At 62.8% G+C, this 23,685-nt stretch carries 18 protein-coding genes and 1 pseudogene; all 19 read right to left on the reverse strand.

The features are described 5' to 3' along the window. Positions 1-52 precede the first annotated feature (52 nt). Positions 53-904, reverse strand: a complete 852-nt coding sequence (urtD, locus tag IOD17_RS02790) for an urea ABC transporter ATP-binding protein UrtD (RefSeq protein WP_233683581.1) — start codon at positions 902-904, stop codon at positions 53-55. After that, positions 904-1,995, reverse strand: a complete 1,092-nt coding sequence (gene urtC, locus IOD17_RS02795) for an urea ABC transporter permease subunit UrtC (RefSeq protein WP_233683582.1) — start codon at positions 1,993-1,995, stop codon at positions 904-906. Before urtC ends, urtD begins: the two co-directional genes overlap by 1 nt. Continuing rightward, entirely contained in the window at positions 1,995-3,566 is a 1,572-nt protein-coding gene (gene urtB / locus IOD17_RS02800; RefSeq protein WP_233683583.1) for an urea ABC transporter permease subunit UrtB, read from the reverse strand. Before urtB ends, urtC begins: the two co-directional genes overlap by 1 nt. 141 nt (positions 3,567-3,707) lie before the next feature. Continuing rightward, complete coding sequence (urtA, locus tag IOD17_RS02805) at positions 3,708-4,973, reverse strand: urea ABC transporter substrate-binding protein (protein WP_233683584.1); 1,266 nt, start codon at positions 4,971-4,973, stop codon at positions 3,708-3,710. Between the two features lie 95 nt (positions 4,974-5,068). After that, positions 5,069-5,800: a GntR family transcriptional regulator gene (locus IOD17_RS02810; RefSeq protein WP_233683585.1), complete on the reverse strand. Its 732-nt coding sequence runs from the start codon at positions 5,798-5,800 to the stop codon at positions 5,069-5,071. Between the two features lie 4 nt (positions 5,801-5,804). Further along, complete coding sequence (gene atzF, locus IOD17_RS02815; RefSeq protein WP_233683586.1) at positions 5,805-7,607, reverse strand: allophanate hydrolase; 1,803 nt, start codon at positions 7,605-7,607, stop codon at positions 5,805-5,807. A 189-nt stretch (positions 7,608-7,796) separates the two neighbouring features. Further along, positions 7,797-8,393, reverse strand: a complete 597-nt coding sequence (locus tag IOD17_RS02820) for a MarC family protein (protein ID WP_233683587.1) — start codon at positions 8,391-8,393, stop codon at positions 7,797-7,799. A gap of 70 nt (positions 8,394-8,463) precedes the next feature. After that, the gene (locus IOD17_RS02825) at positions 8,464-11,244 is read right to left on the reverse strand and encodes a hybrid sensor histidine kinase/response regulator (RefSeq protein WP_233683588.1); all 2,781 of its coding nucleotides are present in this window, start codon (positions 11,242-11,244) and stop codon (positions 8,464-8,466) included. A gap of 102 nt (positions 11,245-11,346) precedes the next feature. Continuing rightward, the gene (gene purD / locus IOD17_RS02830) at positions 11,347-12,636 is read right to left on the reverse strand and encodes a phosphoribosylamine--glycine ligase (protein WP_233683589.1); all 1,290 of its coding nucleotides are present in this window, start codon (positions 12,634-12,636) and stop codon (positions 11,347-11,349) included. Positions 12,637-12,853: 217 nt separating this feature from the next. Then, positions 12,854-14,461, reverse strand: coding sequence for a bifunctional phosphoribosylaminoimidazolecarboxamide formyltransferase/IMP cyclohydrolase (purH, locus tag IOD17_RS02835; RefSeq protein ID WP_233683590.1), 1,608 nt, complete (start codon positions 14,459-14,461; stop codon positions 12,854-12,856). A 91-nt stretch (positions 14,462-14,552) separates the two neighbouring features. Beyond that, positions 14,553-14,873 carry a DNA-binding transcriptional regulator Fis gene (gene fis, locus IOD17_RS02840; RefSeq protein WP_108486851.1) on the reverse strand — a complete coding sequence of 107 codons (321 nt, stop codon included), beginning with the start codon at positions 14,871-14,873 and terminating at the stop codon, positions 14,553-14,555. Continuing rightward, entirely contained in the window at positions 14,870-15,868 is a 999-nt protein-coding gene (gene dusB, locus IOD17_RS02845; protein WP_233683591.1) for a tRNA dihydrouridine synthase DusB, read from the reverse strand. Before dusB ends, fis begins: the two co-directional genes overlap by 4 nt. A gap of 179 nt (positions 15,869-16,047) precedes the next feature. After that, complete coding sequence (locus tag IOD17_RS02850) at positions 16,048-17,403, reverse strand: DUF3426 domain-containing protein (protein WP_233683592.1); 1,356 nt, start codon at positions 17,401-17,403, stop codon at positions 16,048-16,050. A gap of 75 nt (positions 17,404-17,478) precedes the next feature. Next, entirely contained in the window at positions 17,479-18,357 is an 879-nt protein-coding gene (prmA, locus tag IOD17_RS02855; RefSeq protein ID WP_233683593.1) for a 50S ribosomal protein L11 methyltransferase, read from the reverse strand. 280 nt (positions 18,358-18,637) lie between these two features. Next, complete coding sequence (gene accC / locus IOD17_RS02860) at positions 18,638-19,987, reverse strand: acetyl-CoA carboxylase biotin carboxylase subunit (protein ID WP_233683594.1); 1,350 nt, start codon at positions 19,985-19,987, stop codon at positions 18,638-18,640. A gap of 17 nt (positions 19,988-20,004) precedes the next feature. After that, positions 20,005-20,466 carry an acetyl-CoA carboxylase biotin carboxyl carrier protein gene (gene accB, locus IOD17_RS02865; protein ID WP_233683595.1) on the reverse strand — a complete coding sequence of 154 codons (462 nt, stop codon included), beginning with the start codon at positions 20,464-20,466 and terminating at the stop codon, positions 20,005-20,007. Between the two features lie 22 nt (positions 20,467-20,488). Further along, positions 20,489-20,938, reverse strand: a complete 450-nt coding sequence (gene aroQ / locus IOD17_RS02870; protein WP_160013077.1) for a type II 3-dehydroquinate dehydratase — start codon at positions 20,936-20,938, stop codon at positions 20,489-20,491. A 120-nt stretch (positions 20,939-21,058) separates the two neighbouring features. Beyond that, a complete protein-coding gene (locus IOD17_RS02875) occupies positions 21,059-22,825 on the reverse strand; it encodes a protein-disulfide reductase DsbD (protein ID WP_233683596.1) in 1,767 nt (588 codons plus the stop codon). A 127-nt stretch (positions 22,826-22,952) separates the two neighbouring features. Next, positions 22,953-23,468 (reverse strand): annotated as a pseudogene (locus IOD17_RS19440) (methyl-accepting chemotaxis protein); the annotation flags it as partial. Between the last annotated feature and the right edge of the window lie 217 nt (positions 23,469-23,685).

Raw genomic sequence — 23,685 nt, forward strand, 5'->3', positions numbered from 1 at the left:
ACAGGTTCAGCGCTGCCCATGTAGGCGCGAGCTTGCTCGCGATCCTCGATATTTACCGGCCCAGATAAACCTCAATCACCCGCTCGTCGTTCTGCACCTGTTCCAGCGAGCCTTCGGCCAGCACGCTGCCCTGGTGCAGCACGGTGACGTGGTCGGCGATGCTGCCGACAAAGCCCATATCGTGCTCGACCACCATCAGCGAGTGCTTGCGCGCCAGGGACTTGAACAGCTCGGCGGTGAACTCGGTTTCGGCGTCGGTCATGCCCGCCACCGGCTCATCGAGCAGCAACAGTTGCGGGTCCTGCACCAGCAGCATGCCGATCTCCAGGAACTGCTTCTGGCCGTGGGACAACAGCCCGGCCGGGCGCTGGCGCGAGGAGTCGAGCTTGATGGTCTGCAGCACCTCGTCGATGCGGTCTTTCTGTTCGCCAGTCAATTTGGCGCGCAGGCTGGCCCACACCGATTTGTTGGTTTTCTGCGCCAGTTCGAGGTTTTCGAACACGCTCAGCGCCTCGAACACCGTCGGCTTCTGGAACTTGCGACCGATGCCGGACTGGGCGATTTCGACTTCGCTCATCTGGGTCAGGTCGTAGGTTTCGCCGAAGTAGGCGACACCGTTGTCCGGGCGGGTCTTGCCGGTGATCACGTCCATCATGGTGGTCTTGCCGGCACCGTTGGGGCCGATGATGCAGCGCAGTTCACCGACGCCGATGTACAGCGTCAGGTTGGTCAGGGCCTTGAAGCCGTCGAAGCTGACGTTGATGTCTTCCAGCGTCAGGATGGTGCCGTGACGGACGTTAAGGCCCTTGCTGGCCAGGGCGCTGGCACCGATGGGGTCACGGCCGCTGCCGGACGGGTCATAGGCGGGTTCGAGCATCAATTCGGGGGCCGGAGTGGCGCGCATCATTGCTCTCCTTTTTTACGCAACAAACCGATCACGCCTTTGGGCAGGAACAGGGTTACGACAATGAATAGGAAACCCAGGGCGAACAGCCAGTATTCGGGGAAGGCCACGGTGAACCAGCTCTTCATACCGTTGACCAGGCCGGCACCGAGCAGCGGGCCGATCAGCGTGCCGCGCCCGCCGAGGGCGACCCAGACGGCGGCCTCGATGGAGTTGGTCGGCGACATTTCGCTGGGGTTGATGATGCCCACCTGTGGCACATACAGCGCGCCGGCCAGACCACAGAGCACCGCGCTGAGCACCCAGATAAACAGCTTGTAGCCGCGTGGATCGTAGCCGCAGAACATCAGGCGGTTTTCCGCATCGCGCAGCGCGGTCAGTACCCGGCCGAACTTGCTGCGGGCCAGTCGCCAGCCCAGGTACAGGCTGCCGACCAACAAGGCCACGGTGGCGAGAAACAGCACCGCGCGGGTGTGCGCGGCGGTGATGTCGAAGCCGAGGATCGTCCTGAAATTGGTAAAGCCGTTGTTGCCGCCAAAGCCGGTCTCATTACGGAAGAACAGCAGCATGCCGGCGAAGGTCAGGGCCTGGGTCATGATCGAGAAATACACGCCCTTGATCCGCGAACGGAAGGCGAAAAATCCGAACACCAACGCCAGCAACCCCGGAGCCAACACCACCAGGCACAGCGCCCAGAGGAAGCTGTCGGTGCCGTACCAGTACCAGGGCAACTCGGTCCAGGCCAGGAAGCTCATAAAGGCTGGCAAGCCGTCGCCGGCCGCTTCGCGCATCAGGTACATGCCCATGGCGTAACCGCCGAGGGCAAAGAACAGGCCGTGGCCGAGCGACAGCAGGCCGGCGTAACCCCAGACCAGATCGAGCGCCAGGGCGACGATGCAGTAGCAGAGGATCTTGCCGACCAGGGTCAGGCTGTAGGCCGAGACGTGCAGGGCGTTGTCCGCCGGCAGCAGGTGCAGCAGCGGCATGGCAACCAGTACGGCAAGTACCAGCAGGCCGATGGCCATGGACGCTTGCGGGCCGAGCTTGGCGCTGGCGCGGGCCAGCAGCGTTTGGTTGAGTGGCATAGTCATCAGTCGATCACCCGTCCTTTCAGTGCGAAGAGACCTTGCGGGCGTTTCTGAATAAACAGAATGATCAGCGCGAGGATAAGGATCTTGCCGAGTACGGCACCGATCTGCGGTTCGAGAATCTTGTTGGCGATGCCCAGGCCAAAGGCGGCCATGACGCTACCGGCCAACTGACCAACGCCGCCGAGCACCACCACCAGGAATGAGTCGATGATATAGCTCTGGCCGAGGTCCGGACCGACGTTGCCGATCTGGCTGAGGGCCACGCCGCCGAGGCCGGCGATACCGGAGCCGAGGCCGAAGGCGAGCATGTCCACCCGGCCGGTGGGCACGCCGCAGCAGGCGGCCATATTGCGGTTCTGGGTGACGGCACGCACGTTGAGGCCGAGGCGGGTCTTGTTCAGCAGCAGCCAGGTCAGCACCACCACGAACAGGGCGAAGCCGATGATCACGATGCGGTTGTACGGCAGCACCAGGTTTGGCAGTACCTGCACACCACCGGAGAGCCAGGCCGGGTTGGCCACTTCGACGTTCTGCGCACCGAAGATCACCCGCACCAGCTGGATCAGGATCAGGCTGATACCCCAGGTCGCCAGCAGAGTTTCCAGTGGGCGACCGTAGAGGTGGCGAATTACCGTGCGCTCCAGCGCCATGCCGATGGCGGCGGTGACGAAGAACGCCACCGGCAGTGCCACTAGCGGGTAGAGCGCCAGGGCTTCCGGGGCGAAACGCTGGAACAGCACCTGCACCATATAGGTGGAGTAGGCACCGAGCATCAGCATCTCGCCGTGGGCCATGTTGATCACCCCGAGCAGGCCGAAGGTGATGGCCAGGCCGAGGGCGGCAAGCAGCAGGATCGAACCCAGCGACAGGCCGCTGAAGGCCTGGCCGAGCAGCTCTCCGATCAGCAGCTTGCGTTTGACTTGGGCCAGGCTGGTTTCGGCAGCGGTGCGCACCGTCGGGTCGCTTTCCACGGCCGGGTCGAGCAGGGCTTCCAGGCGGGTGCGGGCCAGCGGATCACCGGTTTCACCGAGCAGGCGCACGGCGGCCAGGCGCACCGCCAGGTCGTTGTCGACCAGTTGCAGGTTGGCCAGGGCCAGGGTCAGGGCATCGCGCACGGCGTCGTCGGTTTCGCTGGCGACCTGGGCGTTAAGCAGTTGCAGCTGCGCCGGCTTGGCGCTTTTTTGCAGTTGCTTGGCCGCGGCCAGGCGCAGCGCCGGGTCATCGACCAGCAGCTGATGGCTGGCCACGGCGGTAGCGACCAGACCGCGCAGGCGGTTATTCAGGCGCAGCTTCTTTGGCGTGTCGAGGGGCTGTGCTTCACCTTCGGCAGCCTGGTAGTTGCCGGCGGTTTCGATAAAGGCGGTTTTGGCGCTGTCAGCAGCGACGCGGCCTTGTTGCAGGGCTTCGAGCAGTGGCAGGCGTGCGGCATCCGGCGCGGCAGACCAGCTCTCCAGCAGGCTGGCCTGCTTGGCCGGGTTGGCAGCGACAAAGTCCTGGGCGTCACCAGCGTGCGCGGCCAGGGGCAGCAGCAACAGCAGGCTCAGCAGAATTCGGTTAAAGGCAGTGGGCATGGGGCAGTCCTTTGATATCCCGATAAAGGCGGGACACTGTAGGAGCGAGCTTGCTCGCGATCGAACTCAATGACGCACCGAGTACTGCTGATCGCCAGCAAGCTGGTTCCTACAGGATTTAAGCGGGCTAGGCCCGTCGGATCAGTTCGACTTCACCGCGTAATCCGGCTTCTTGTCGTTGCCTTCGATGTACGGGCTCCACGGCTGGGCGCGGATCGGGCTGCTGGTTTCCCAGACCACGGAGAACTGCCCGTCTTCCTGGATTTCACCGATCATCACCGGCTTGTGCAGGTGGTGGTTGGTCTTGTCCATGGTCAGGGTGTAACCGCTCGGCGCGGCGAAGGTCTGGCCGGCAAGGGCATCACGCACTTTGTCGACATTGGTGGTGCCGGCTTTCTCTACGGCCTGGGCCCACATGTGGATGCCGACGTAGGTGGCCTCCATCGGGTCGTTGGTCACCGCCTTGTCGGCGCCTGGCAGGTTCTTGGCCTTGGCGTAGGCCTTCCACTTGTTGACGAACTCGGTGTTGACCGGGTTTTCCACCGACTGAAAGTAGTTCCACGCGGCCAGGTGGCCGACCAGTGGCTTGGTGTCGATGCCACGCAGTTCTTCTTCACCCACGGAGAAGGCCACCACCGGCACGTCGGTGGCTTCCAGGCCCTGGTTGGCCAGCTCCTTGTAGAACGGCACGTTGGAGTCGCCGTTGACGGTGGAGATCACGGCAGTCTTGCCGCCAGCGGAGAACTTCTTGATGTTGGCGACGATGGTTTGATAGTCGCTGTGACCGAACGGGGTGTAGACCTCTTCGATGTCTTTCTCGGCCACGCCTTTGCTGATCAGGAAGGCGCGCAGGATCTTGTTGGTGGTGCGCGGGTAGACGTAGTCGGTGCCGAGCAAGAAGTAGCGCTTGGCCGCGCCGCCGTCTTCGCTCATCAGGTACTCGACCGCCGGGATGGCCTGCTGGTTTGGCGCGGCGCCGGTGTAGAAGACGTTGGGCGACATTTCCTCGCCTTCGTACTGCACGGGGTAGAACAGCAGGCCGTTGAGTTCTTCATAGACCGGCAGCACGGATTTGCGCGATACCGAGGTCCAGCAGCCGAAGGTCACGTCGACCTTGTCCTGGGTCAGCAGCTGGCGGCCACGCTCGGCGAACAGCGGCCAGTTCGAAGCGGGGTCGACCACCACCGGCTCCAGCTGCTTGCCGAGTACACCGCCCTTGGCGTTGATTTCGTCGATGGTCATCAACGCCATGTCTTTCAGCGAGGTTTCCGAGATGGCCATGGTGCCGGACAGCGAGTGCAGGATGCCGACCTTGATGGTTTCGGCGGCTTGCACGGTCCAGGTCATACCCATGGCGGCGATGGATGCGGACAGGGTCAGGGCCTTGATCAGATTGCGACGTTGCATGGTGCGATCTCCATTCACGAACTTAAGTGTTTAAGCTGCTGGTTTTTAGTTGTTTGTTTGGCAGTTGAAACAGGGCGGGGCCCCGGGTCTTCACTTCAGGTCTTCACCTCTGGTGCCGGCATGGTGCGCTGACGCGCGCTGTGCAGCATGTGCAGGGTGATCTTGCGCACTTCGGCCTTGCTGACCTCTATATGGGTCTTGAGCAATAGCTGTGCCTCTTCGCATCGCCGCGACAAAATTGCCGCGAGAATTTTTCCGTGTTCGTCATAAGTGGCCGCTACGCGCGGGCTCTGGGTGAAGTCCAAACGCCTGATAATGCGGATTTTCTCGCTTACCTCGGCATGCAGGCGGGCCATCTCGCGGTTGCCGACGGCCTCCACCAGCAGGCAGTGAAAACGCTCATCCAGGCGCGAGACTTCGCGGCCGTCCTGTAAACGCTGCTCGGGTTGCACCAACCAGGTGCGCTCAAGTTGCACCAGTGCATCGCTGTGCTCGTCTTGGGGGCGTTCGCATAAACGCCGCACGGCCTCCAATTCGAGGACGATGCGCACTTCGTACAATTCCTCGAAATGCGCGAAGTCGAACGGCTTGACCTGCCAGCCGCTGCGGAAATACACCTCCAGATAACCCTCGCGCTCCAGGCGATACAGCGCCTGGCGCACCGGCGTGCGGCTGGCTGACATGCGCTCGGCGACCTCGCCCTCGCTGAAGCGATCACCGGGCAGCAGGCGGAACTCGAAGATGTCGTCCTTGAGCTGCAAGTAGATGCGCTCGGCGAGATTCTCCGGGCGCTCTTTGCCGCTGCCTGGGGGGCCACTCAGCTGCATGGACTCAGCCCTGTTGCTGGCTGGTGATAAAGGCGCGCCAGCCGCCGAAGCTGGTGATGTCGCGCGCGCCATCCAGCGCGTAGGGCTCGCAGATAAAGCCCTTGACCCAGCGGCCGTCGACCAATTGCAGATTGCCGATGCCCAGCGGTGCGGGAATCTCCGCGACGAATTCGCCGAAACGCGCCTGGGGGATATCCCACAGCTCGACGATGATCGCCGCACCATCGGCGGCTACCCGTGCCAGACCCGGTTTTGGCGGCACGGTGCCGGGTAGGGCATAAAGGCGGTAATGCGCGGAGCTAGTGGTCTGCTCCACCAGCACCGCATCGCGCGAGGTGAGCTGGAAGTTCAGCGGCATACCGGTCAGGTGTGCGCCGACTACGGCCACGCGCACGCTGCCGGGGGCTGGCGTGTTGCTCGGCGGCTGCTCGGGCAATGCTTTACCCGTGGCACCCAGCGGCAGATTGATTGCCTGCTGCCAGCGCTGACCGAAGGCGGCCAGTGCCTGGTCATGCCAGGCCGGGGCGAGCAGGGTGATGCCGGCTGGCAGGCCGTCCTCGCGTAGGCCAGCCGGCACGGCCAGAGCAGACAGGTCGGCGAGGTTGGTGAAGTTGGTGTAGGTGCCGAACTGGCTGTTGAACAGCACCGGTTCGGCTTCCATCTCGGCCAGGGTGCGGATGGTTGGAGAAGTCGGCACCGCCATGGCATCGAAGCCTGCCAGGATGTCATTGATCTTGCGGCTCAGTGCGGCGCGAATGTACTCGGCCTTATAGGCATCGCAGGCGCTGTAGTTGTGGCCGTTTTCGACGATGCCGCGTACCACCGGGTTGATATGGTCGGGGTTGATGCCTTCCACCGCGACGGTACGTTCAGCGACCCAGCTGCCGTAATACAGCTGCTCGGCCAGTTGCTGGAAGGGCGCAAAGTCGATTTCCACCAGCTCCGCGCCCAGCTCGCGCAGTGTGCCCAGGGCCTGCTCAAACACCGCCTGGTTCTGCGTGTCCTCAAAGAACTCGGGGTTGCTCGGCACCGCCAGACGCGGCTTGGTCGGCATACCGACCTTGGCGCTATTGGGGTTCTTGCGGCTGTACGGGTCGGCTGCGTCATAGCCACCGGCGATCTGCGCCACGCTCAGGGCATCGCTGACGGTCAGGGCAAAGACCGAGATGCAATCCAGCGTTTTGCAGGCTGGCACCAGGCCGCTGTTGGACAGCCAGCCTTTGCTAGGTTTGAGTCCGACAATATTGTTGAAACCGGCCGGCACGCGCCCGGAACCGGCGGTGTCGGTGCCCAGGGCGAAGGGCACCAGGCCGCGCGCCACCACACTGGCCGAGCCGGAGCTGGAGCCGCCGCTGACGTAAGCAGGGTTGAAACTATTGGGCACCGCGCCATAGGGCGAGCGGGTGCCGACCAGGCCGGTGGCGAACTGGTCGAGATTGGTCTTGCCGATCAGGATGGCACCCGCAGCGCGCAGCTTCGCCACCACTGTGGCGTCGGCTTTGGCTGTGTAGGCGAATTCAGGGCAGGCCGCTGTAGTGGGCCAGCCGGCGGCGTCGATATTGTCCTTGATGGCAAAGGGCACGCCGTACAGCGGCAGCTTGCTCAGATCGCCGGCTGCACTTTCCAGCGCGCTGGCCAGGGCATCCAGTTGAGCATCGAGCTGGGTTTCGCTGGCCCGGGTGATCCAGGCGTTATCGTCGGTGTTTAGTTCCAGGCGCAGGGCGTGCAGCAGTTCGGCAGGGGATTGGCCGTCGCGGTAGGCCTGTTGCCATTGCGCGAGGGTGAAAGCGTTAGGTGCGTTGGACATGCTTCGAGATTCCATCTTGTATCCAAGTTGGAATCACTAGAGCAATGAGGGTGCCAGTTTTTATAAATGCTTTTATTTCAAATGCTTAGTTTAATTTTTTGGCTGCGGAAGGCGGGGTGGGAGAGGTGTGCTGCACCGTGCTGGGGCCGCGCTGCAAGCGGATGGTGCAGCGGCGTAGCCCGGATGAAATTACGGCACTAGGTAGTTCTTTACCCCGGTAAAGATGATCTGCGCGGCTAGCGCGCAAACGAACAGGCCCATCAGGCGGCTGACGATCTGCAGCCCTTGATCGCCGAGCAGGCGTTCGAACTGGTTGGACAGGTACAGCACTACGCCTACCGTCAGGCTGGCCAGGGCGATGGCGAATACCGCAATCGCCTTGTCACTCCACTCCGGTTGGCTGGCGCCCATCAGCAGCAGCGCACCGATGGTGCCGGGGCCGACGGTGAGCGGGATGGTCAACGGCACGATGGTCACGTCCTGCTGCACGTTATCGCTCTGCACCGCCGATTTGCCCTGGGCCATGCCGAGAGCCGAGATAAACAGCACGCTACCGGCACCGATGCGGAAGGCGTCGATGGTGATACCGAACAGGGTGAAGATGTGTTTGCCAAACAGGTACAGCAGCACGCTGGCAATCAGCACGCCTAGGGCGACTTTCCAGGCCAGGCGCTTGCGTTCCTTGACGGTGTAGCCACGGCTCAGGCCGATAAAGCACGACAGCACGAAGAACGGGCTATAGAGCACCAGCAGTTTCAGATATAGGCTGAACAGCGCGGACGCCATGGAAAGGACTCGTCTCGATAAAGAAGGGTGGCAGGGTAAGCGTGTAGCGGTTGCCGGGCAATCACCCTGCTCAGGACGGCAGGGCGTCGCGTTGGCGGCGAATTTCCCGTTCGGCAACCCAGTGTTCGATCAGTTCGCGCAGTTGCGACATTTCCACCGGCTTGGACATGTGTCCGTCCATACCGACCTGACGCGCGCGCTCTTTGTGCTCATTGAGGATATGCGCGGTAAGCGCCACCACTGGGGTGCGTGAGCGCTGTTCGGCGGCTTCCCAGGCGCGCAGCTGCTCGGTAGCGGAGAACCCGTCGAGCACAGGCATTTCGCAGTCCATCAGCACCAGATCGTACTGATGGGCTTTCATCGCGCTGAGGGCTTCCTCGCCATTGCTGGCGGTATCGGGCTGCAGGTTAAGCTTGCCGAGCATGCCGCGGATCACCTTGGTGGAGATGGTGTTGTCCTCGGCCACCAGAATGCGGAAATCGCCGGGCAGGTTCAGCGGTGTGCTGACCGGCGTCGGGCTGAACATCGGCGAATCGCCCTTGCCGCGCTGCGCCAGTTCATCGGCCAGGGTGGTCTTCAGGGTGTAGCCGGCCACCGGCTTGGCTAGGATGCGTTTGATCCCGGCGTTGCGCGCGATGATCTTGCTCGGCGCATTGCTGATGCCGGTGAGCATGATCACCAGAATATCGTGATTGAGGTTGGCGTCTTCCTTGATCCGTGCGGCCAGCTGCATGCCGGTCATGCCGGGCATGTCCTGGTCGAGCAACACGGCATCGAAGTACTCACGCAGATGCGCCTTGGTGCGCAGCAGGGCCATGGCCTCTTTGCCCGACGGCACGGCGCTGACCTGCATGCCCCAGGCGCTGCATTGCTGTATCAGCACCTTGCGGCAGGTGTCGTTGTCGTCCACTACCAGCAGGCGTGCGCCCTGCAGCGAGGCGTCGAGGTCGGCGGTGGGCTGCTCCAGGCGTGTGGTATCCAGCGGCAGGGTCAGCCACAGGGTCGAACCCTGACTGCCACCGCTCTGGATACCAAACTCGCCTTCCATCAGGCGCACCAACTGGCGGGCGATGATCAGACCAAGGCGACCGCCGAGTTTGGTGGCGGCAAGGAAATCCTTGCTGTGCAGTTCGGCATTCAGCAGTGCATCGCGCTCGCTGGCGTCCAGTGGCTTGCCGCTGTCCTGCACGGCAATGCGCAGGCGCGGTTGCTCGGTGTTGGTGTCGAGGGCCACCACTAGAAGAATTTCGCCTTCGTCGGTCTGCTTGAAGGCATTGTCCAGCAGGCTCAGCAGGGTCTGGCGCAGGCGCGTGGGGTCGCCGCTGATCACCCGTGGCACTTGTGGCTGCATAAAACTGATCAGCTCGACTTTCTGCTGCTCGGCCTTGGCGCGGAAGATATCCAGGCAGTCTTCGATCAGCGCGTTGAGGTCAAACTGCACGTCATCCAGCTCGATCTGCCCGGATTCGAGCTTGGAGATATCGAGGATTTCGTTGATCAGGGTGAGTAACTCGTTGCCCGAGCTGTGGATGGTCTGCACGTAGTCGCGCTGTTTGGCCGACAGCGGCGTGCCGAGCAGCAACTCGGTCATGCCCAGCACGCCATTCATTGGCGTGCGGATTTCGTGGCTGATCTTGGCGAGAAATTCCGCCTTGGCCTTCAGTTCGGCGGAGCTGGCCGCCAAGGCGCGGCTGGTGCTGAACTGGTCTTGCACGATGCGCCGTTGCCGCTCGCTCAGCGCCATGCTGAGGGTAAAGCCGCTGACAACGGTGATGGCGAGCAGGCCGTAGGCCATCCATTCGCTCTGCACTGCCCAGTAGCCGAACAGGATCGGCAGGGCACAGACAAAGGCCGCGCAGAACAGCAGGACGGCCAGAGTGAACAGTCGTGCCGGTTGGTAGCCATGCCGCCAGTGCGTCAGCGATACCAGCAGGATGCTAAGACCGGCGACGGCGTTGAGCAGGTAGACCAACTGGTTGAATTGCAGGTTGGTGGCCACCAGCAGAACCACACAGACCAGGCTGATGACCACGACTTCGCCAGTCAGCAGGTGGTTCAGTGGCGTGCTAGGGCAGACCTTGCGAAAGAAGCTGGCGGTAAAGCACAGGGCGCAGAGCGCAGCCAGCAGCATCGACAGGTTGGCGATCTGCGGTTGCAGGCTTTGCCATTCGTCCAGCCAGGGCGTGCTGATACCGAGCAGGCTGATGACTGCGGCCAACTGGCAGAGCTGTGTGGCTGCCAGCCACAGGCCGCTGGCTGCACGGGTGTAGGCAAAACGCACCAGGTTGTAGGCCACCAGCATGCCGAGGCAGCCGAGCAGCAGGCCGAACAGCAGCGGGCGGTTGTCATCGGCGACCATCTGCTGTGCGCTTTGCAGGGTGATGCTGGGGCGCAGTGCGTGTTCGGAGGCCAGGCGCAGGTAGATATCCAGCGGTTGTTCGGCTTTGGGCAGCGGCAGGAGGAAATCACGGCTGGCCAGCGGGCGGCTGGAGAACGGCAGGTTGCTGCCGGTATGCGCCTGTTCGATCAGTTCATCGCCTTGCAGCACGTAGAGATCGAGGTAGGCCAGGTAGGGCGCGAACACCCGCAGCATCTGTGCGTCGGTGTTGCCCGGTAGACGGTGATGCAGCCACAGGGCGCTGGAGCCGCCAGGGGTGTAGAGCTGGGTCAGGTCGGTGGTGCGGAACTGCGCCTGTTGGGCGGGGCTGCGGATGTCATTGAATTGCAGTGCAGCGCTGGGGTCGATGAGGCGCGACCAGGAAGCCTGCGGCTCTGCCTGAGCTGACGCCAGGGTAAGCGTCATCAGCAGTGTGCTGAACAGCAGGTAGGTGGCAATCCTCAGCCGGCGCACAGTGAAGTCCCTTCAAGAATAAGTGGTCGGATTATAGCCAAGCTGTTCGTGAGGGAAATATGACAAAGGTGGCCAATTGGCCACCTTTCTCGTTAATTACCTTCACTTATCCCCGCGTTCGCGGGCAATAGCGCGGTAGCCGATATCGTTGCGGTAGAAACTGCCGTTCCAGCGGATCTTCTCGGCCAGGCGGTAGGCCTGTTGCTGGGCTTCCTCAACTGTACGACCGATGGCCGTCGCGCAAAGTACGCGGCCGCCGGCGGTGACGATCTGGCCGTTTTTCAGTGCGGTACCGGCATGGAACACTTTGCCGTCCAGTTGTGCGGCGTCATCCAGACCTTCGATTACGTCACCCTTGGCGTAGTCGGCGGGGTAACCGCCCGCCGCGATCACCACACCGACGGTCGGGCGCGGGTCCCAGGTGGCTTCGACCTTGTCCAGCGCCTTGGCTAGGGCAGCTTCGACCAGCAGCACTAGGGAGCTTTCCAGGCGGCACATGATCGGCTGGGTTTCCGGGTCGCCGAAGCGGCAGTTGAACTCGATGACTTTCGGCTTGCCGGCCTTGTCGATCATCAGGCCTGCATAGAGGAAGCCGGTGTAGACGTTGCCCTCGGCGGCCATGCCGCGCACGGTCGGATAGATCACCTCGTCCATTACACGCTTGTGCACCTCGGCGGTGACCACCGGCGCAGGCGAGTAGGCGCCCATGCCGCCGGTGTTCGGGCCGGTGTCGCCGTCGCCAACGCGCTTGTGGTCCTGGCTGGTGGCCATCGGCAGCACGTTCTCGCCGTCGACCATGACGATAAAGCTGGCTTCTTCGCCATCGAGGAACTCTTCGATTACTACACGCGAACCAGCGTCGCCGAAGGAATTGCCGGCGAGCATGTCGCGCACGGCGTCTTCGGCTTCCTGCAGGGTCATGGCGACGATCACGCCCTTGCCTGCGGCCAGGCCGTCGGCCTTGATCACGATCGGTGCGCCTTTCTCACGCAGGTAGGCCAGAGCCGGCTCGACTTCGGTGAAGTTCTGGTAGTCGGCGGTTGGGATGTTCTGGCGCGCGAGGAAGTCCTTGGTAAAGGCTTTGGAGCCTTCCAACTGGGCCGCTGCTGCTGTCGGGCCGAAAATATCCAGCTTGCGGGCGCGGAACAGGTCGACCACGCCTTTAACCAGCGGCGCTTCCGGGCCGACGATGGTCAGTTGCACATTCTTTTCGGCGAAGTCGGCCAGCTGCTCGATGGCCAGCACGTCGATGGCGACGTTTTCGCACTTGGGCTCAACGGCGGTGCCGGCGTTGCCTGGGGCGACGAAAACTTTCTCGACGCGCTTGTCCTGCGCCACTTTCCAGGCCAGGGCGTGTTCACGACCGCCGCTGCCGATGATCAATACGTTCATGTTTCTCTCCCAGTGGAGGCGGGCCGGAGGCCCGTTCGGTGGACGGCGTGGCCGACCACCCTACGAAAATCTTGCTTCTAGCGTTCTATCGGGGCGCGATGGAGCTGGTGGATGCTAGGCGCGGAGGGCTTCGATAAGCGCAGTTGCCGACTGGCAATGAGCATTAGCGAAGTCGTCCGCAACAACGCAGACGCCTGCTTCAGTGCGGCCGCGCCACTTAGTGACGGAAGTGGCGCATGCCGGTGAACACCATGGCAATCCCGGCTTCGTCGGCGGCGGCAATCACTTCAGCATCGCGCATCGAACCACCCGGCTGAATCACGGCGGTAATGCCGTTGGCGGCTGCATTGTCCAGACCGTCGCGGAACGGGAAGAAGGCGTCGGACGCCATCACCGAGCCGGCGACCTGCAGGCCAGCGTGCTCGGCCTTGATCGCGGCGATACGCGCGGAGTTGACGCGCGACATCTGGCCGGCGCCGACGCCGATGGTCTGGCGGCCTTTGGCATAGACGATGGCGTTGGATTTAACGAACTTGGCCACTTTCCAGGCGAAGATCAGGTCATGGATTTCCTGCTCGCTCGGCGCACGCTTGGTGACGATCTTCAGGTCTTCTGCCTTGATCATGCCGATATCGCGGCTCTGCACCAGCAGGCCACCGTTAACCCGCTTGAAGTCCCAACCCGAGCTGCGCTCGGCTGGCCATTCGCCGCATTCGAGCAGGCGCACATTGGCCTTGGCGGCGACCACTTCACGGGCGGCAGCGCTGATTTTTGGCGCGATGATCACTTCGACAAACTGACGATCAACGATGGCCTTGGCGGTTTCGCCGTCCAGCTCACGGTTGAAGGCGATAATGCCGCCGAAGGCCGACTCGGTGTCGGTGGCGTAAGCCAGTTCGTAGGCCTGGCGGATGCCACCTTCGCTGTCCAGGGCCACGGCAACGCCGCACGGGTTGGCGTGCTTGACGATCACGCAGGCCGGCTTGACGAAGCTCTTTACGCACTCCAGCGCGGCGTCGGTGTCGGCGACGTTGTTGAACGACAGTTCCTTGCCCTGCAGCTGGATGGCGGTGGCGACGCTGGCCTCACCCTTCTGCGCTTCCACGTAGAACGCCGCGCTTTGGTGCGGGTTTTCGCCGTAGCGCATTTCCTGGGCCTTGATGAACTGGCTGTTGAAGGTGCGCGGGAAGGCGCCGCGTTCTTCGGTGGAGAGGGTGTCGCGGCTCTGGTCGATGGTGCCCAGGTAGTTGGCGATCATGCCGTCGTAGGCAGCGGTGTGCTCGAAGGCCTTCAGCGCCAGGTCGAAGCGCTGGGCGTAGCTCAGACCGCCGGCTTTCAGGCTCTCGACGATGTCGGCGTAGTCGCTGGCGTTGACCACGATGGCCACGTCTTTGTGGTTCTTCGCGGCAGAGCGGACCATGGTCGGGCCGCCGATGTCGATGTTCTCGATGGCGTCGGCCAGGTCACAGCCGGGCTTGGCCACGGTGGCGGCGAAGGGGTAGAGGTTGACTGCCACCAGGTCGATTGGCTTGATTCCGTGCTCGTCCATCACTGCGCCGTCGAGGGCGCGACGGCCGAGGATGCCGCCATGGATTTTCGGGTGCAGGGTCTTGACGCGACCGTCCATCATTTCCGGGAAGCCGGTGTAATCGGCCACTTCCACGGCGGCGATGTCGTTGTCCTTGAGCAGCTTGTAAGTGCCGCCGGTGGAGAGGATTTCCACATTCAGGGCGACGAGCTCGCGGGCAAACTCGAGGATGCCGGTCTTGTCAGAAACGCTGATCAAGGCGCGGCGAACGGGGAGGCGGGTGGTCTGGTCGGTCATTTCAGAGTCCATCAGGCGGAAGTTTTGGCAATCAAAGAGCTATCAGCAAAAAAGGCGGCTCATGTGGGCCGCCCTTTTCGGGAGTTCAGGGTTACAGCAGGTCGTACTGCTTGAGCTTCTTGCGCAGGGTGCCGCGATTCAGGCCGAGCAGTTCGGAGGCCTTGGTCTGGTTGCCCTTGACGTAATTCATCACGGTTTCCAGCAGCGGCGCTTCCACCTCGGTGAGCACCAGGTTGTAGACGTCACTGACGTCCGCGCCCTCAAGATGGGCGAAGTAGTTGTGCAGCGCCTTCTCGACGCTGCCGCGCAGGGTCTGGCCCTCTTCGCTTGGCGTGTTGAGATGCTGCTTCAAGCTGCTGTTGTCACTCACGGGAGCCATTTCACTTCCTAAAGTCTCAGTCAACATCGTCATGCGGCCACCCCTTCTCCATTGTTATGCCGTTCGCTGAGAAACTCGCGAACGTTGGCGCACTGCGCGTCCGTACTGTCCAGACGATTGAATTGGGCGCGAAACTCCTTGGCGCCCGGCAAGGTTGCGAGATACCAGCTGACATGTTTGCGGGCAATCCGCACGCCCATCACATCGCCGTAGAAGGCGTGCAGGGCTGTCAGATGTTCAAGCAGAATGCGTTCCACCTCGGCCAGACCCGGTGCCGGCAACTGCTCGCCGGTACGCAGGTAGTGCTCGATTTCACGGAATATCCACGGCCGGCCCTGAGCTGCGCGGCCGATCAGCAGGCCGTCGGCACCAGTGGCGGCCAATACGGCTTTGGCCTTCTGCGGCGAGTCGATATCGCCGTTGGCCAGCACCGGAATCGATACCGCCTGTTTGATCGCGGCGATGGTCTCGTACTCGGCCTCGCCCATGTACAGGTCGGCGCGGGTGCGGCCATGTACGGCCAGGGCGACAATGCCGGCGTCTTCGGCGATTTTCGCCACGTTGATGCCGTTCTTGTTTTCGCGGTCCCAACCGGTGCGGATCTTCAGGGTCACCGGCACGTCCACCGCAGCGACCACGGCCTGAAGGATGTCACGCACCAGTTGTTCGTCTTTCAGCAGGGCGGAGCCGGCAGCCTTGTTGCAGACCTTCTTGGCCGGGCAGCCCATGTTGATGTCGATGATCTGCGCGCCCATCTCCACGTTGCGCCGCGCCGCTTCGGCGAGCATCTCGGGATCACCACCGGCGATCTGTACCGAGCGGGGCTCGGGATCACCGTTGTGAATCATGCGTAGGCTCGACTTGCGGGTGTTCCACAGGCGCACATCGCTGGTGACCATTTCCGACACCACCAGACCTGCGCCCATGCGCTTGCACAGCTGGCGAAACGGCTGGTCTGTGACGCCCGCCATGGGGGCGAGGATCAGCGAGTTTGGCAATGTGTAGGGGCCGATGCGTAGCGCCGACATAGGGCTTCCCTGCTCAAGAGACCTGCTGTTGAACAAATAGGAGAGTGCGAAAAAGGGTGGGCATGATACCCGCTCTGGATGACCGGAGAAAGGCTGTTTTGAACAAATTCTGAACAGCTGCGGGCTTATCGCGAAGGGTTTGGTTGTGGCGGATTTTCAAGCAATCCGCCGCGTGCAGGCTATTCCGGGGAGTGGAAGCTCAGGCTGTAGTTCACCGCCTGGGTGCCGGGGTCAAGGATGTCCAGGGATATGTGAATAGGCGTCTGCGGCGGCATTTCCGCGTTGCCGGCCAGCTCGCCAGCGAGGTATTCGCTGGGCTTGAAACGGCGGCTGGCGAGCAGTTGGCCGTTGATGTCGGCGAAGCGCATTTCCAGCAGCGGGAAGGGCTGGGAGAACGCCGCGCGGTTGTAGAGGATGGCGTCAACCACCAGGGCGCCGCTGAATTCCGGGTGGCTGCGCACCACCAGGTTGCTGCTCTTGATCTGGGCGATATCGACCTTGGACGGCAGCTGGCAACCGACCGCCGGGCAGAGCTGTTCGAACCAGGGGCGGTACTGATCCTGGCGGGCCAGTTCGTCGAAGTGATACATCACGTACTGCCCGGCCAGGGCGCTGGCCCCAATCAGGTTCAACAGGCCCCAGCCGATCCAGCGGCCCCAGGGTTTCTGTGGTTGTTGCCAGGCCAGTTGCAACGGCTCGTCATCCAGCTCGAAGAGGTGGTCGTCGCGCAGCTCGGGTTCACTGCGCGCGGTCTTCTTCGTGGTGATCGGTGCTGTCTCGTCGTCATCGTCACGCAGGGCGCTGAACGGTTTGCGCTCGGCGTGCAGCTCGATGTGTTCGATCTCCGGCTCGGGCGGCGCGGCGCGGCGGTCGGTGGCGCTGAGGTTGAGCGGCGGTTCGGTTGCCGGTAGCGAAAAGGCCTCGGGCGCTGCAGCAACCGGCTCAGCCGGGCTGGGCGCGCGTGCTGCTGCCGGTGAGATCCGGGGCGGGCGCTCGTCCTGCAAGGTCAGGCTGGCGGTGGGCTTGGGTTGCTCGTCCTGCAGCAGGGCTTCGGCCCAGCGCTCGTCGAGCGGGTCATGCTCGGCAGGTTCCGGAGTGAGGAAGGTTTCGCTGTATTTGGGCGCGTTATCAATCGCCAGAAACTGTTTCGACAGTTGCTGTTCCTGGGCTTCAAGCTTGGCCAGCTCCTCATCCAGGTCGAGGCTGTCGAGATCCAGGTCGTCGTGAATCCACAGGGTGTCGCTGGCTTTACTGCTGGCCGGCGCCGCCGGTATTGCGGGCGCGGTGCTGGGCATAACCGGGCGCGGCGCGGGCGGCACGGACGGTTTGCTCGGCTGTGGAGTCGGTGTTGGCGCGGCCACTGGCATGGCGGTGGACGGCAGTTGCTGGCCCTGCTTGCGCAACTGCTGCGCGGCATTGAACACGTGCAGGCAGGCTCCGCAGCGCACGGCACCATGGGCGGCACCCAGCTGCGTGAGGTTCACGCGAAAGCTGGTGCGGCAATGGGGGCACTGGGTGACGAAGCTCTGGGTCATGCGGCGGTCCGGTTGAACAAGGCGGCTAGTCTAACGCAAGTGCTCGCTAATGCAGCAGCTGTGCGCGGTGGCCGGTTAGCGGCGTACGCCGCTGATGCGTACCCAGCCGTCTTTAACAGCGGTCGGGTCGAGGATAAAAGCGTCGTCGTAGGCAGCGCGCACCTCGTCAGCCTGTTCGGCCAGAATCCCCGACAGGGCCAGGCGGCCGCCGGGTTTGACCAAGGCGGTGATCTGCGCAGCCAACGCCACCAGCGGGCCGGCGAGGATATTGGCAACCACCACGTCGGCCTGCTCCTGTGGCATATCGGCCGGCAGGAAGACCGGGAAGCGCGCTGGGTCGATACCGTTGCGCCCGGCGTTGTCGCGCGAGGCTTCCAGGGCTTGTGGGTCAATATCGGTGCCGACGGCAGTGGGGGCGCCGAGCAGCAGGGCGGCAATCGCCAGAATGCCCGAGCCGCAGCCGAAATCGATCACGCTGCAATCCTGCAGGTGCTGGCCATCCAGCCACTCCAGGCACAGCGCGGTGGTCGGGTGGGTGCCGGTGCCGAACGCCAGGCCCGGATCAAGCAGCAGGTTGACGGCGTCTGGCTCCGGTGCGGCGTGCCAGCTCGGCACGATCCACAGGCGCTGGCCGAAACGCATGGGTTGGAAACCGTCCATCCAGCTGCGTTCCCAGTCCTGGTCGGCGATCACTTCGGCCTGGTGCTCCGGCAGCTCAGTGCCGGTCAGCAGCTGCAGGTGGGCAAATACCGCATTGGCGTCGGTATCGGCTTCGAACAGGGCGAGCAGGTGGGTGTGTGACCACAGCGGTGTGGTGCCCAGGTCCGGCTCGAAAATCGGCTGGTCTTCGGCGTCCATAAAGGTCACCGAGACGGCGCCGACTTCCAGCAACGCATCTTCGTAGGTTTCCGCCTGCTCCGGGGTGATGGCGAGACGAACTTGTAACCAGGGCATGGGGAAACCTCGTGAACACTGTGGCAGGGCGCTGCAAATTGGCGCGCAGCTTACTTGAAGCGGTGGTGCGGCTGCCACCGCTGACGGTCGACAGAAACGACAAAGGCTGCCGAATGGCAGCCTTTGTTTAGCATTTCAGTCATGACCGCGCGAGCTAGAGCGGGACAAGGCAAAAACGGCTGGGGAAGCGGAGTTTACGTCTGTAAATGAGCATTCCTCAGCCGTTTTTAACACCCCTTTCTTTTATCGAGATGGGCCGACGCGCAGCAGGTTATGGGGCTTAGTGCTTATCCATACCCAGTTTTTTCTCCAGGTAGTGGATATTCACACCGCCCTTGCAGAAGCCTTTGTCACGGACCAGATCGCGGTGCAGGGGCACGTTGGTCTTGATGCCGTCGACCACGATTTCATCCAGCGCGTTGCGCATGCGGGCCATGGCCTCATCGCGGTCCTTGCCATAGGTGATGATCTTGCCGATCAGCGAGTCGTAGTGCGGTGGCACGTTGTAGCCGCTGTACAGGTGCGAGTCCATCCGCACACCGTTGCCGCCTGGCGCGTGGAAGTGCTTTACCTTGCCAGGGCAGGGCATGAAGTTATCCGGGTCTTCGGCGTTGATTCGGCATTCCAGCGAGTGGCCGCGAATCACTACGTCACTCTGCTTGAACGACAGCTTGTTGCCTGCGGCGATGCTGAGCATCTCCTTGACGATGTCGATGCCGGTGACCATTTCCGAAACCGGGTGCTCAACCTGCACGCGGGTGTTCATCTCGATAAAATAGAAGCGACCGTCTTCGTAGAGGAACTCGAAGGTGCCGGCACCGCGATAACCGATCTCGATGCAGGCATCGACGCAGCGTTGCAGCACTTCGGCGCGGGCTTTTTCATCGATGCCCGGAGCTGGCGCTTCTTCCAGCACCTTCTGGTGGCGGCGTTGCAGCGAGCAGTCGCGGTCACCCAGGTGGATGGCGTTGCCCTGGCCGTCGGAGATGACCTGGACTTCCACGTGGCGTGGGTTGCCGAGGAACTTCTCCAGATAGACCATCGGGTTGCCGAACACCGAACCGGCTTCGCTGCGGGTCAGCCTGGCCGATTTGATCAGGTCTTCTTCCTTGTACACCACGCGCATGCCGCGACCACCGCCGCCGCCAGCGGCTTTGATGATCACCGGGTAACCGACTTCGCGGGCAATCTGCAGGGCGGTTTCTTCGTCTTCCGGCAGTGGGCCGTCGGAACCAGGCACTACCGGTACACCGGCGCGCTTCATGGCGTCCTTGGCTGAGACTTTGTCGCCCATCAGGCGGATGGTCTCGGCTTTCGGGCCGATAAAGGCGAAGCCGGAGTTTTCCACCTGTTCGGCGAAGTCGGCGTTTTCCGCGAGGAAGCCGTAGCCGGGGTGAATGGCGGTGGCGCCAGTGACTTCAGCGGCGCTGATGATCGCCGGAATATTCAGGTAGGACAGCGCGCCCGAGGCCGGGCCGATGCACACCGACTCGTCGGCCAGGCCCAAGTGCATCAGTTCGCGGTCAGCGGTGGAATGCACCGCGACGGTCTTGATGCCCAGCTCTTTACAGGCGCGCAAGACGCGCAGGGCAATCTCGCCGCGGTTGGCGATCAGAACTTTTTCCAACATCGCAGGCTCTCCGCGGATCAAACGATGGTGAACAGAGGTTGATCGTATTCCACCGGCTGGCCGTTCTCGCCCAGGATGGATTCGATCACGCCGCTGGTTTCGGCCTCGATATGGTTCATCATCTTCATCGCTTCAACGATGCAGAGAATGTCGCCTTTCTTCACGCTCTGCCCGACTTCGACGAAGTTGGCCGCAGTTGGGCCTGAAGCGCGGTAGAAGGTGCCGACCATCGGCGAACGCACCACGGTGCCATTCAGTTTGGCAGCAGCCGGTGCGGCAGCTTCGGCAGCTACCGGGGCGGCAGCCACTGGCGCAGCGGCCGGGGCAGGGGCCTGGGCATACACCGGCTGTTGCATAAAGGCCGGTTGCTTGCTGTGGCGGCTGATGCGCACGGACTCTTCGCCTTCGCGAATCTCCAGCTCGTCGATACCGGATTCTTCCAGCAGCTCGATCAGTTTTTTGACTTTACGAATATCCATAGTGGTTCAACTCCCGGTGAGGTCAGGGACGCTTAAGTTCAAGTTGTTCGAGTGCAGCCTCCAGGGCCAGTCGGTAACCGCTGGCGCCAAGGCCGCAGATCACTCCCACCGCTACATCGGAAAAGTAGGAGTGATGGCGGAAAGCTTCGCGTTTGTGCACGTTGGACAAATGCACTTCGATGAATGGGATGCTCACTGCCAGCAATGCGTCACGTAATGCGACGCTGGTGTGAGTAAAAGCGGCAGGATTGATCAGGATAAAGTCGACACCTTCGCCTTTTGCGGCGTGAATACGGTCAATCAGCTCGTATTCGGCATTGCTCTGCAGGTACAGCAGGTGGTGGCCTGCTTCGCGTGCCCGGCGCTCCAGGTCGAGGTTGATCTGCTCCAGGGTTGTGGCGCCGTAGGTGCCCGGCTCACGGGTGCCGAGCAGGTTGAGGTTGGGGCCGTGCAATACCAGTAGGGTCGCCATGGCGGTGCTTCCTTGTTTTTCTACTGCGCAGGACTATGCCGCGACAGCACGGGGCTGTCCAGTTCTCAGCAATAGTCGACACGATGACCGCAGATTGCGGCAAATATATGACTCGGGGCGTTAAAAACGTTCCCGCGCCGTGTTCAGGCGTGCAGCAAAGGTCTCCGCATCCACCTCACCTACGACACGCAGATCCAGCCATTCGTCACCCTTGGCGTCGAACAGCAGAAGGGCTGGCGGGCCGAACAGCTGGTAGCGGTCGAGCAGGGCGCGCTGGGCGGGGGTGCTTTCGGTGATGTCGAAACGCACCAGTTGATAGTCACCCAGTTGGCGGCCGACTTGCGGTGCGCTGAGCACTTCACGTTCGATTACTTTGCAGCTGATGCACCAGTCGGCATACCAGTCGAGCAGCAGCGGTTTGCCGTTGTTTTGTGCCGTGAGCAAGGCTGCATCCAGCTCGGCGGGTGTACTGATGGTTTGCCACTGACCGGATTGCACCTGAGTGGCTTCGGCGCTGCTGACCATGCGGCCGAGTGGCCGTAGCGGGTCGTCCTGGCCCTGCAGTGCGCCAACCCAGGCCACCAGTGCGTAGACCAGCAGGGGCAGGCCGAGCAGTTGCGCGAGTTTCTGGTGATGGGTCTTCGGCGTCAGTTCCAGTACGCCGAGCCACAGTGCGATGCCTGCGGCCAGCAAACCCCACAACGCCAGGCTGATTGGGCCGGGTACAACGCGCTCGAGCAGCCAGATGGCCACGGCCATCAGCAGTGCGCCGAACAGATTGCGCACGGTGAGCATCCAGGGGCCAGATTTCGGCAGCAATGCACCGCCACCGACGGCAAACAGCACCAGCGGCGCGCCCATACCCAGGCCTAGGGCCAGCAGTTTGAGACCGCCGCCCAAGGCATCGCCGCTAGCGCTGATATACAGCAGCGCGCCGGCCAGCGGCGCGGATACGCAGGGCGATACCAGTACGCTGGAGAGTACGCCCAGCGCTGCCGCGCTGAAAATCGTGCCGCCGTGTAGGCGTTGGCTCAGGCGCTGTAGTCGGCCGTCGATTGCTGCCGGCAGGCGTAGTTCAAGAAAGCCCAGGCTGGCCGCGCCGAACAGCGCGAAGAAGATCGCAAACGGCACTAACACCCAGGGCGATTGCAAGCGTGCCTGCAAGTTGAGTTCGGCGCCGAACAGGCCCATCAGTGCGCCAAGGATGGCAAAGCTCAGGGCCATCGGCAGCACGTAGGCCAGCGACAGCACCAGGCTGCGCATGCCGCCCGGCTGGCCGCGCAGTACCACGCCGGTGAGGATCGGCAGCATCGGCAGTACGCAGGGGGTGAAGGTCAGTGCCAGGCCGCCGAGGAAGAACAGCGCCAGGTCCGTCCAGCTCCACGGCTGGGCTGCATCGGTTGCAGGATTGCCAGCACTTGCGCCGCCGCCAATCGCCAGTACTTCGGTCTCTGGGGGGTAGCACAGGCCTTTGTCGGCGCAGCCCTGGTAGCTGACGCTGAGGGAGAAGGGGCGATTGTCCGGGTTGTTGACCGGCACCTCGACATCCAGCACTTCGTAATACACCTCGACATCGCCGAAGTACTCATCATGCTTGGCCTTCCCGGCCGGCAGCACGGCCTGACCCAAGTTTATAGCGGCCGGCTCGCTGCTAAAGCCGAAGCGGTGCTTATAGAGGTAGTAACCCTCAGCAGCGACAAAGCGCAGCTTCACCGACTCACTGGAACTGCTGATCAGACTCAGCTTGAACGCCTCGCGCACCGGCAGGAAATCGGCGCTGTTGTTCAGTGGCGCACCCAGTTGTGCGGGCACGGGCGGCTTGTCGAACAGGCCGGCACTGGCCGGCAGGACGACGAGAAGCAGAAGCAGACTGAGAAAACGGTGCATGGCAGGCTCGCGAAGCGGGAGTCGCCGCATCATAGCGGAGGCGTATAGCCCCGCGCATGCCCCAGCCTGTAAACGGTCTTGTCGAACGGCCGGATGGCGCGCGGCAGATTGCCGCGCCTAAGTGTGTTCAGACACGAAAGGCTTGCACCGCCGTATGCAACTGGCCACCCAATTGCTGCAAATGTTCACCTTGTTGGCGGCCCTCGCCGATGCGTTGCAGGTTGTCGCTGCCGAGGCTGTGGATGCGCTCGCTATGCCCGCGAATTTCGCTGACTGCGCCGCTCTGCTGGGCGGTGGCATCGGCGATGCGCTCGGCCATGCTGGCGATGGTGCGGATTGCCGCGACGATTTCATCCAGCGCGCCATCGGCGGCTTCGGCCTGGCTGGCGGTGGTTTCGGCGTGCTCGACCTGAGTGCGCATGGCCTGTACCGATTGCAGCGCGGCCTGCTGCAGGCGGCCGATCAACTCTTGAATCTGTGCGGTGGCGCCGCTGGTGCGTTGCGACAGCGAGCGCACTTCATCGGCAACCACGGCAAAACCGCGGCCCAGTTCGCCGGCCCGCGCGGCTTCGATAGCGGCATTTAATGCGAGCAGATTGGTCTGTTCGGCGATGCCGCGAATCACCGTCAGCACATTGCCGATGGTCGCGGTTTCCTCGGCCAGGCGTTCGATGGCCTGGGCGTTGCCTTGCACCTCATCAACCAGCGCATGCAGGCCGGTCAGGCTGTGGCCGATCACCTGTTGGCCCTGCTCCAGGGCACGGTTGGCATCGCGACTGGCGTCAGCGGCCTGGCTGGCATCGCCGGCCACTTGTTGAATAGTGGTCTGCAACTCGCCGAGTGCATCGCGAATCTGCGCA

Source organism: Pseudomonas anguilliseptica (assembly GCF_021375795.1).
Lineage (GTDB): Bacteria > Pseudomonadota > Gammaproteobacteria > Pseudomonadales > Pseudomonadaceae > Aquipseudomonas > Aquipseudomonas anguilliseptica_A.

Excerpts from the sequence above, each read along its gene's own strand:
- urtD (WP_233683581.1), bottom strand. The coding sequence starts at position 904 with ATGCGCGCCACTCCGGCCCCCGAATTGATGCTCGAACCCGCCTATGAC.
- urtC (WP_233683582.1), bottom strand. The coding sequence starts at position 1,995 with ATGACTATGCCACTCAACCAAACGCTGCTGGCCCGCGCCAGCGCCAAG.
- urtB (WP_233683583.1), bottom strand. The coding sequence starts at position 3,566 with ATGCCCACTGCCTTTAACCGAATTCTGCTGAGCCTGCTGTTGCTGCTG.
- urtA (WP_233683584.1), bottom strand. The coding sequence starts at position 4,973 with ATGCAACGTCGCAATCTGATCAAGGCCCTGACCCTGTCCGCATCCATC.
- IOD17_RS02810 (WP_233683585.1), bottom strand. The coding sequence starts at position 5,800 with ATGCAGCTGAGTGGCCCCCCAGGCAGCGGCAAAGAGCGCCCGGAGAAT.
- atzF (WP_233683586.1), bottom strand. The coding sequence starts at position 7,607 with ATGTCCAACGCACCTAACGCTTTCACCCTCGCGCAATGGCAACAGGCC.
- IOD17_RS02820 (WP_233683587.1), bottom strand. The coding sequence starts at position 8,393 with ATGGCGTCCGCGCTGTTCAGCCTATATCTGAAACTGCTGGTGCTCTAT.
- purD (WP_233683589.1), bottom strand. The coding sequence starts at position 12,636 with ATGAACGTATTGATCATCGGCAGCGGCGGTCGTGAACACGCCCTGGCC.
- purH (WP_233683590.1), bottom strand. The coding sequence starts at position 14,461 with ATGACCGACCAGACCACCCGCCTCCCCGTTCGCCGCGCCTTGATCAGC.
- fis (WP_108486851.1), bottom strand. The coding sequence starts at position 14,873 with ATGACGATGTTGACTGAGACTTTAGGAAGTGAAATGGCTCCCGTGAGT.
- dusB (WP_233683591.1), bottom strand. The coding sequence starts at position 15,868 with ATGTCGGCGCTACGCATCGGCCCCTACACATTGCCAAACTCGCTGATC.
- IOD17_RS02850 (WP_233683592.1), bottom strand. The coding sequence starts at position 17,403 with ATGACCCAGAGCTTCGTCACCCAGTGCCCCCATTGCCGCACCAGCTTT.
- prmA (WP_233683593.1), bottom strand. The coding sequence starts at position 18,357 with ATGCCCTGGTTACAAGTTCGTCTCGCCATCACCCCGGAGCAGGCGGAA.
- accC (WP_233683594.1), bottom strand. The coding sequence starts at position 19,987 with ATGTTGGAAAAAGTTCTGATCGCCAACCGCGGCGAGATTGCCCTGCGC.
- accB (WP_233683595.1), bottom strand. The coding sequence starts at position 20,466 with ATGGATATTCGTAAAGTCAAAAAACTGATCGAGCTGCTGGAAGAATCC.
- aroQ (WP_160013077.1), bottom strand. The coding sequence starts at position 20,938 with ATGGCGACCCTACTGGTATTGCACGGCCCCAACCTCAACCTGCTCGGC.
- IOD17_RS02875 (WP_233683596.1), bottom strand. The coding sequence starts at position 22,825 with ATGCACCGTTTTCTCAGTCTGCTTCTGCTTCTCGTCGTCCTGCCGGCC.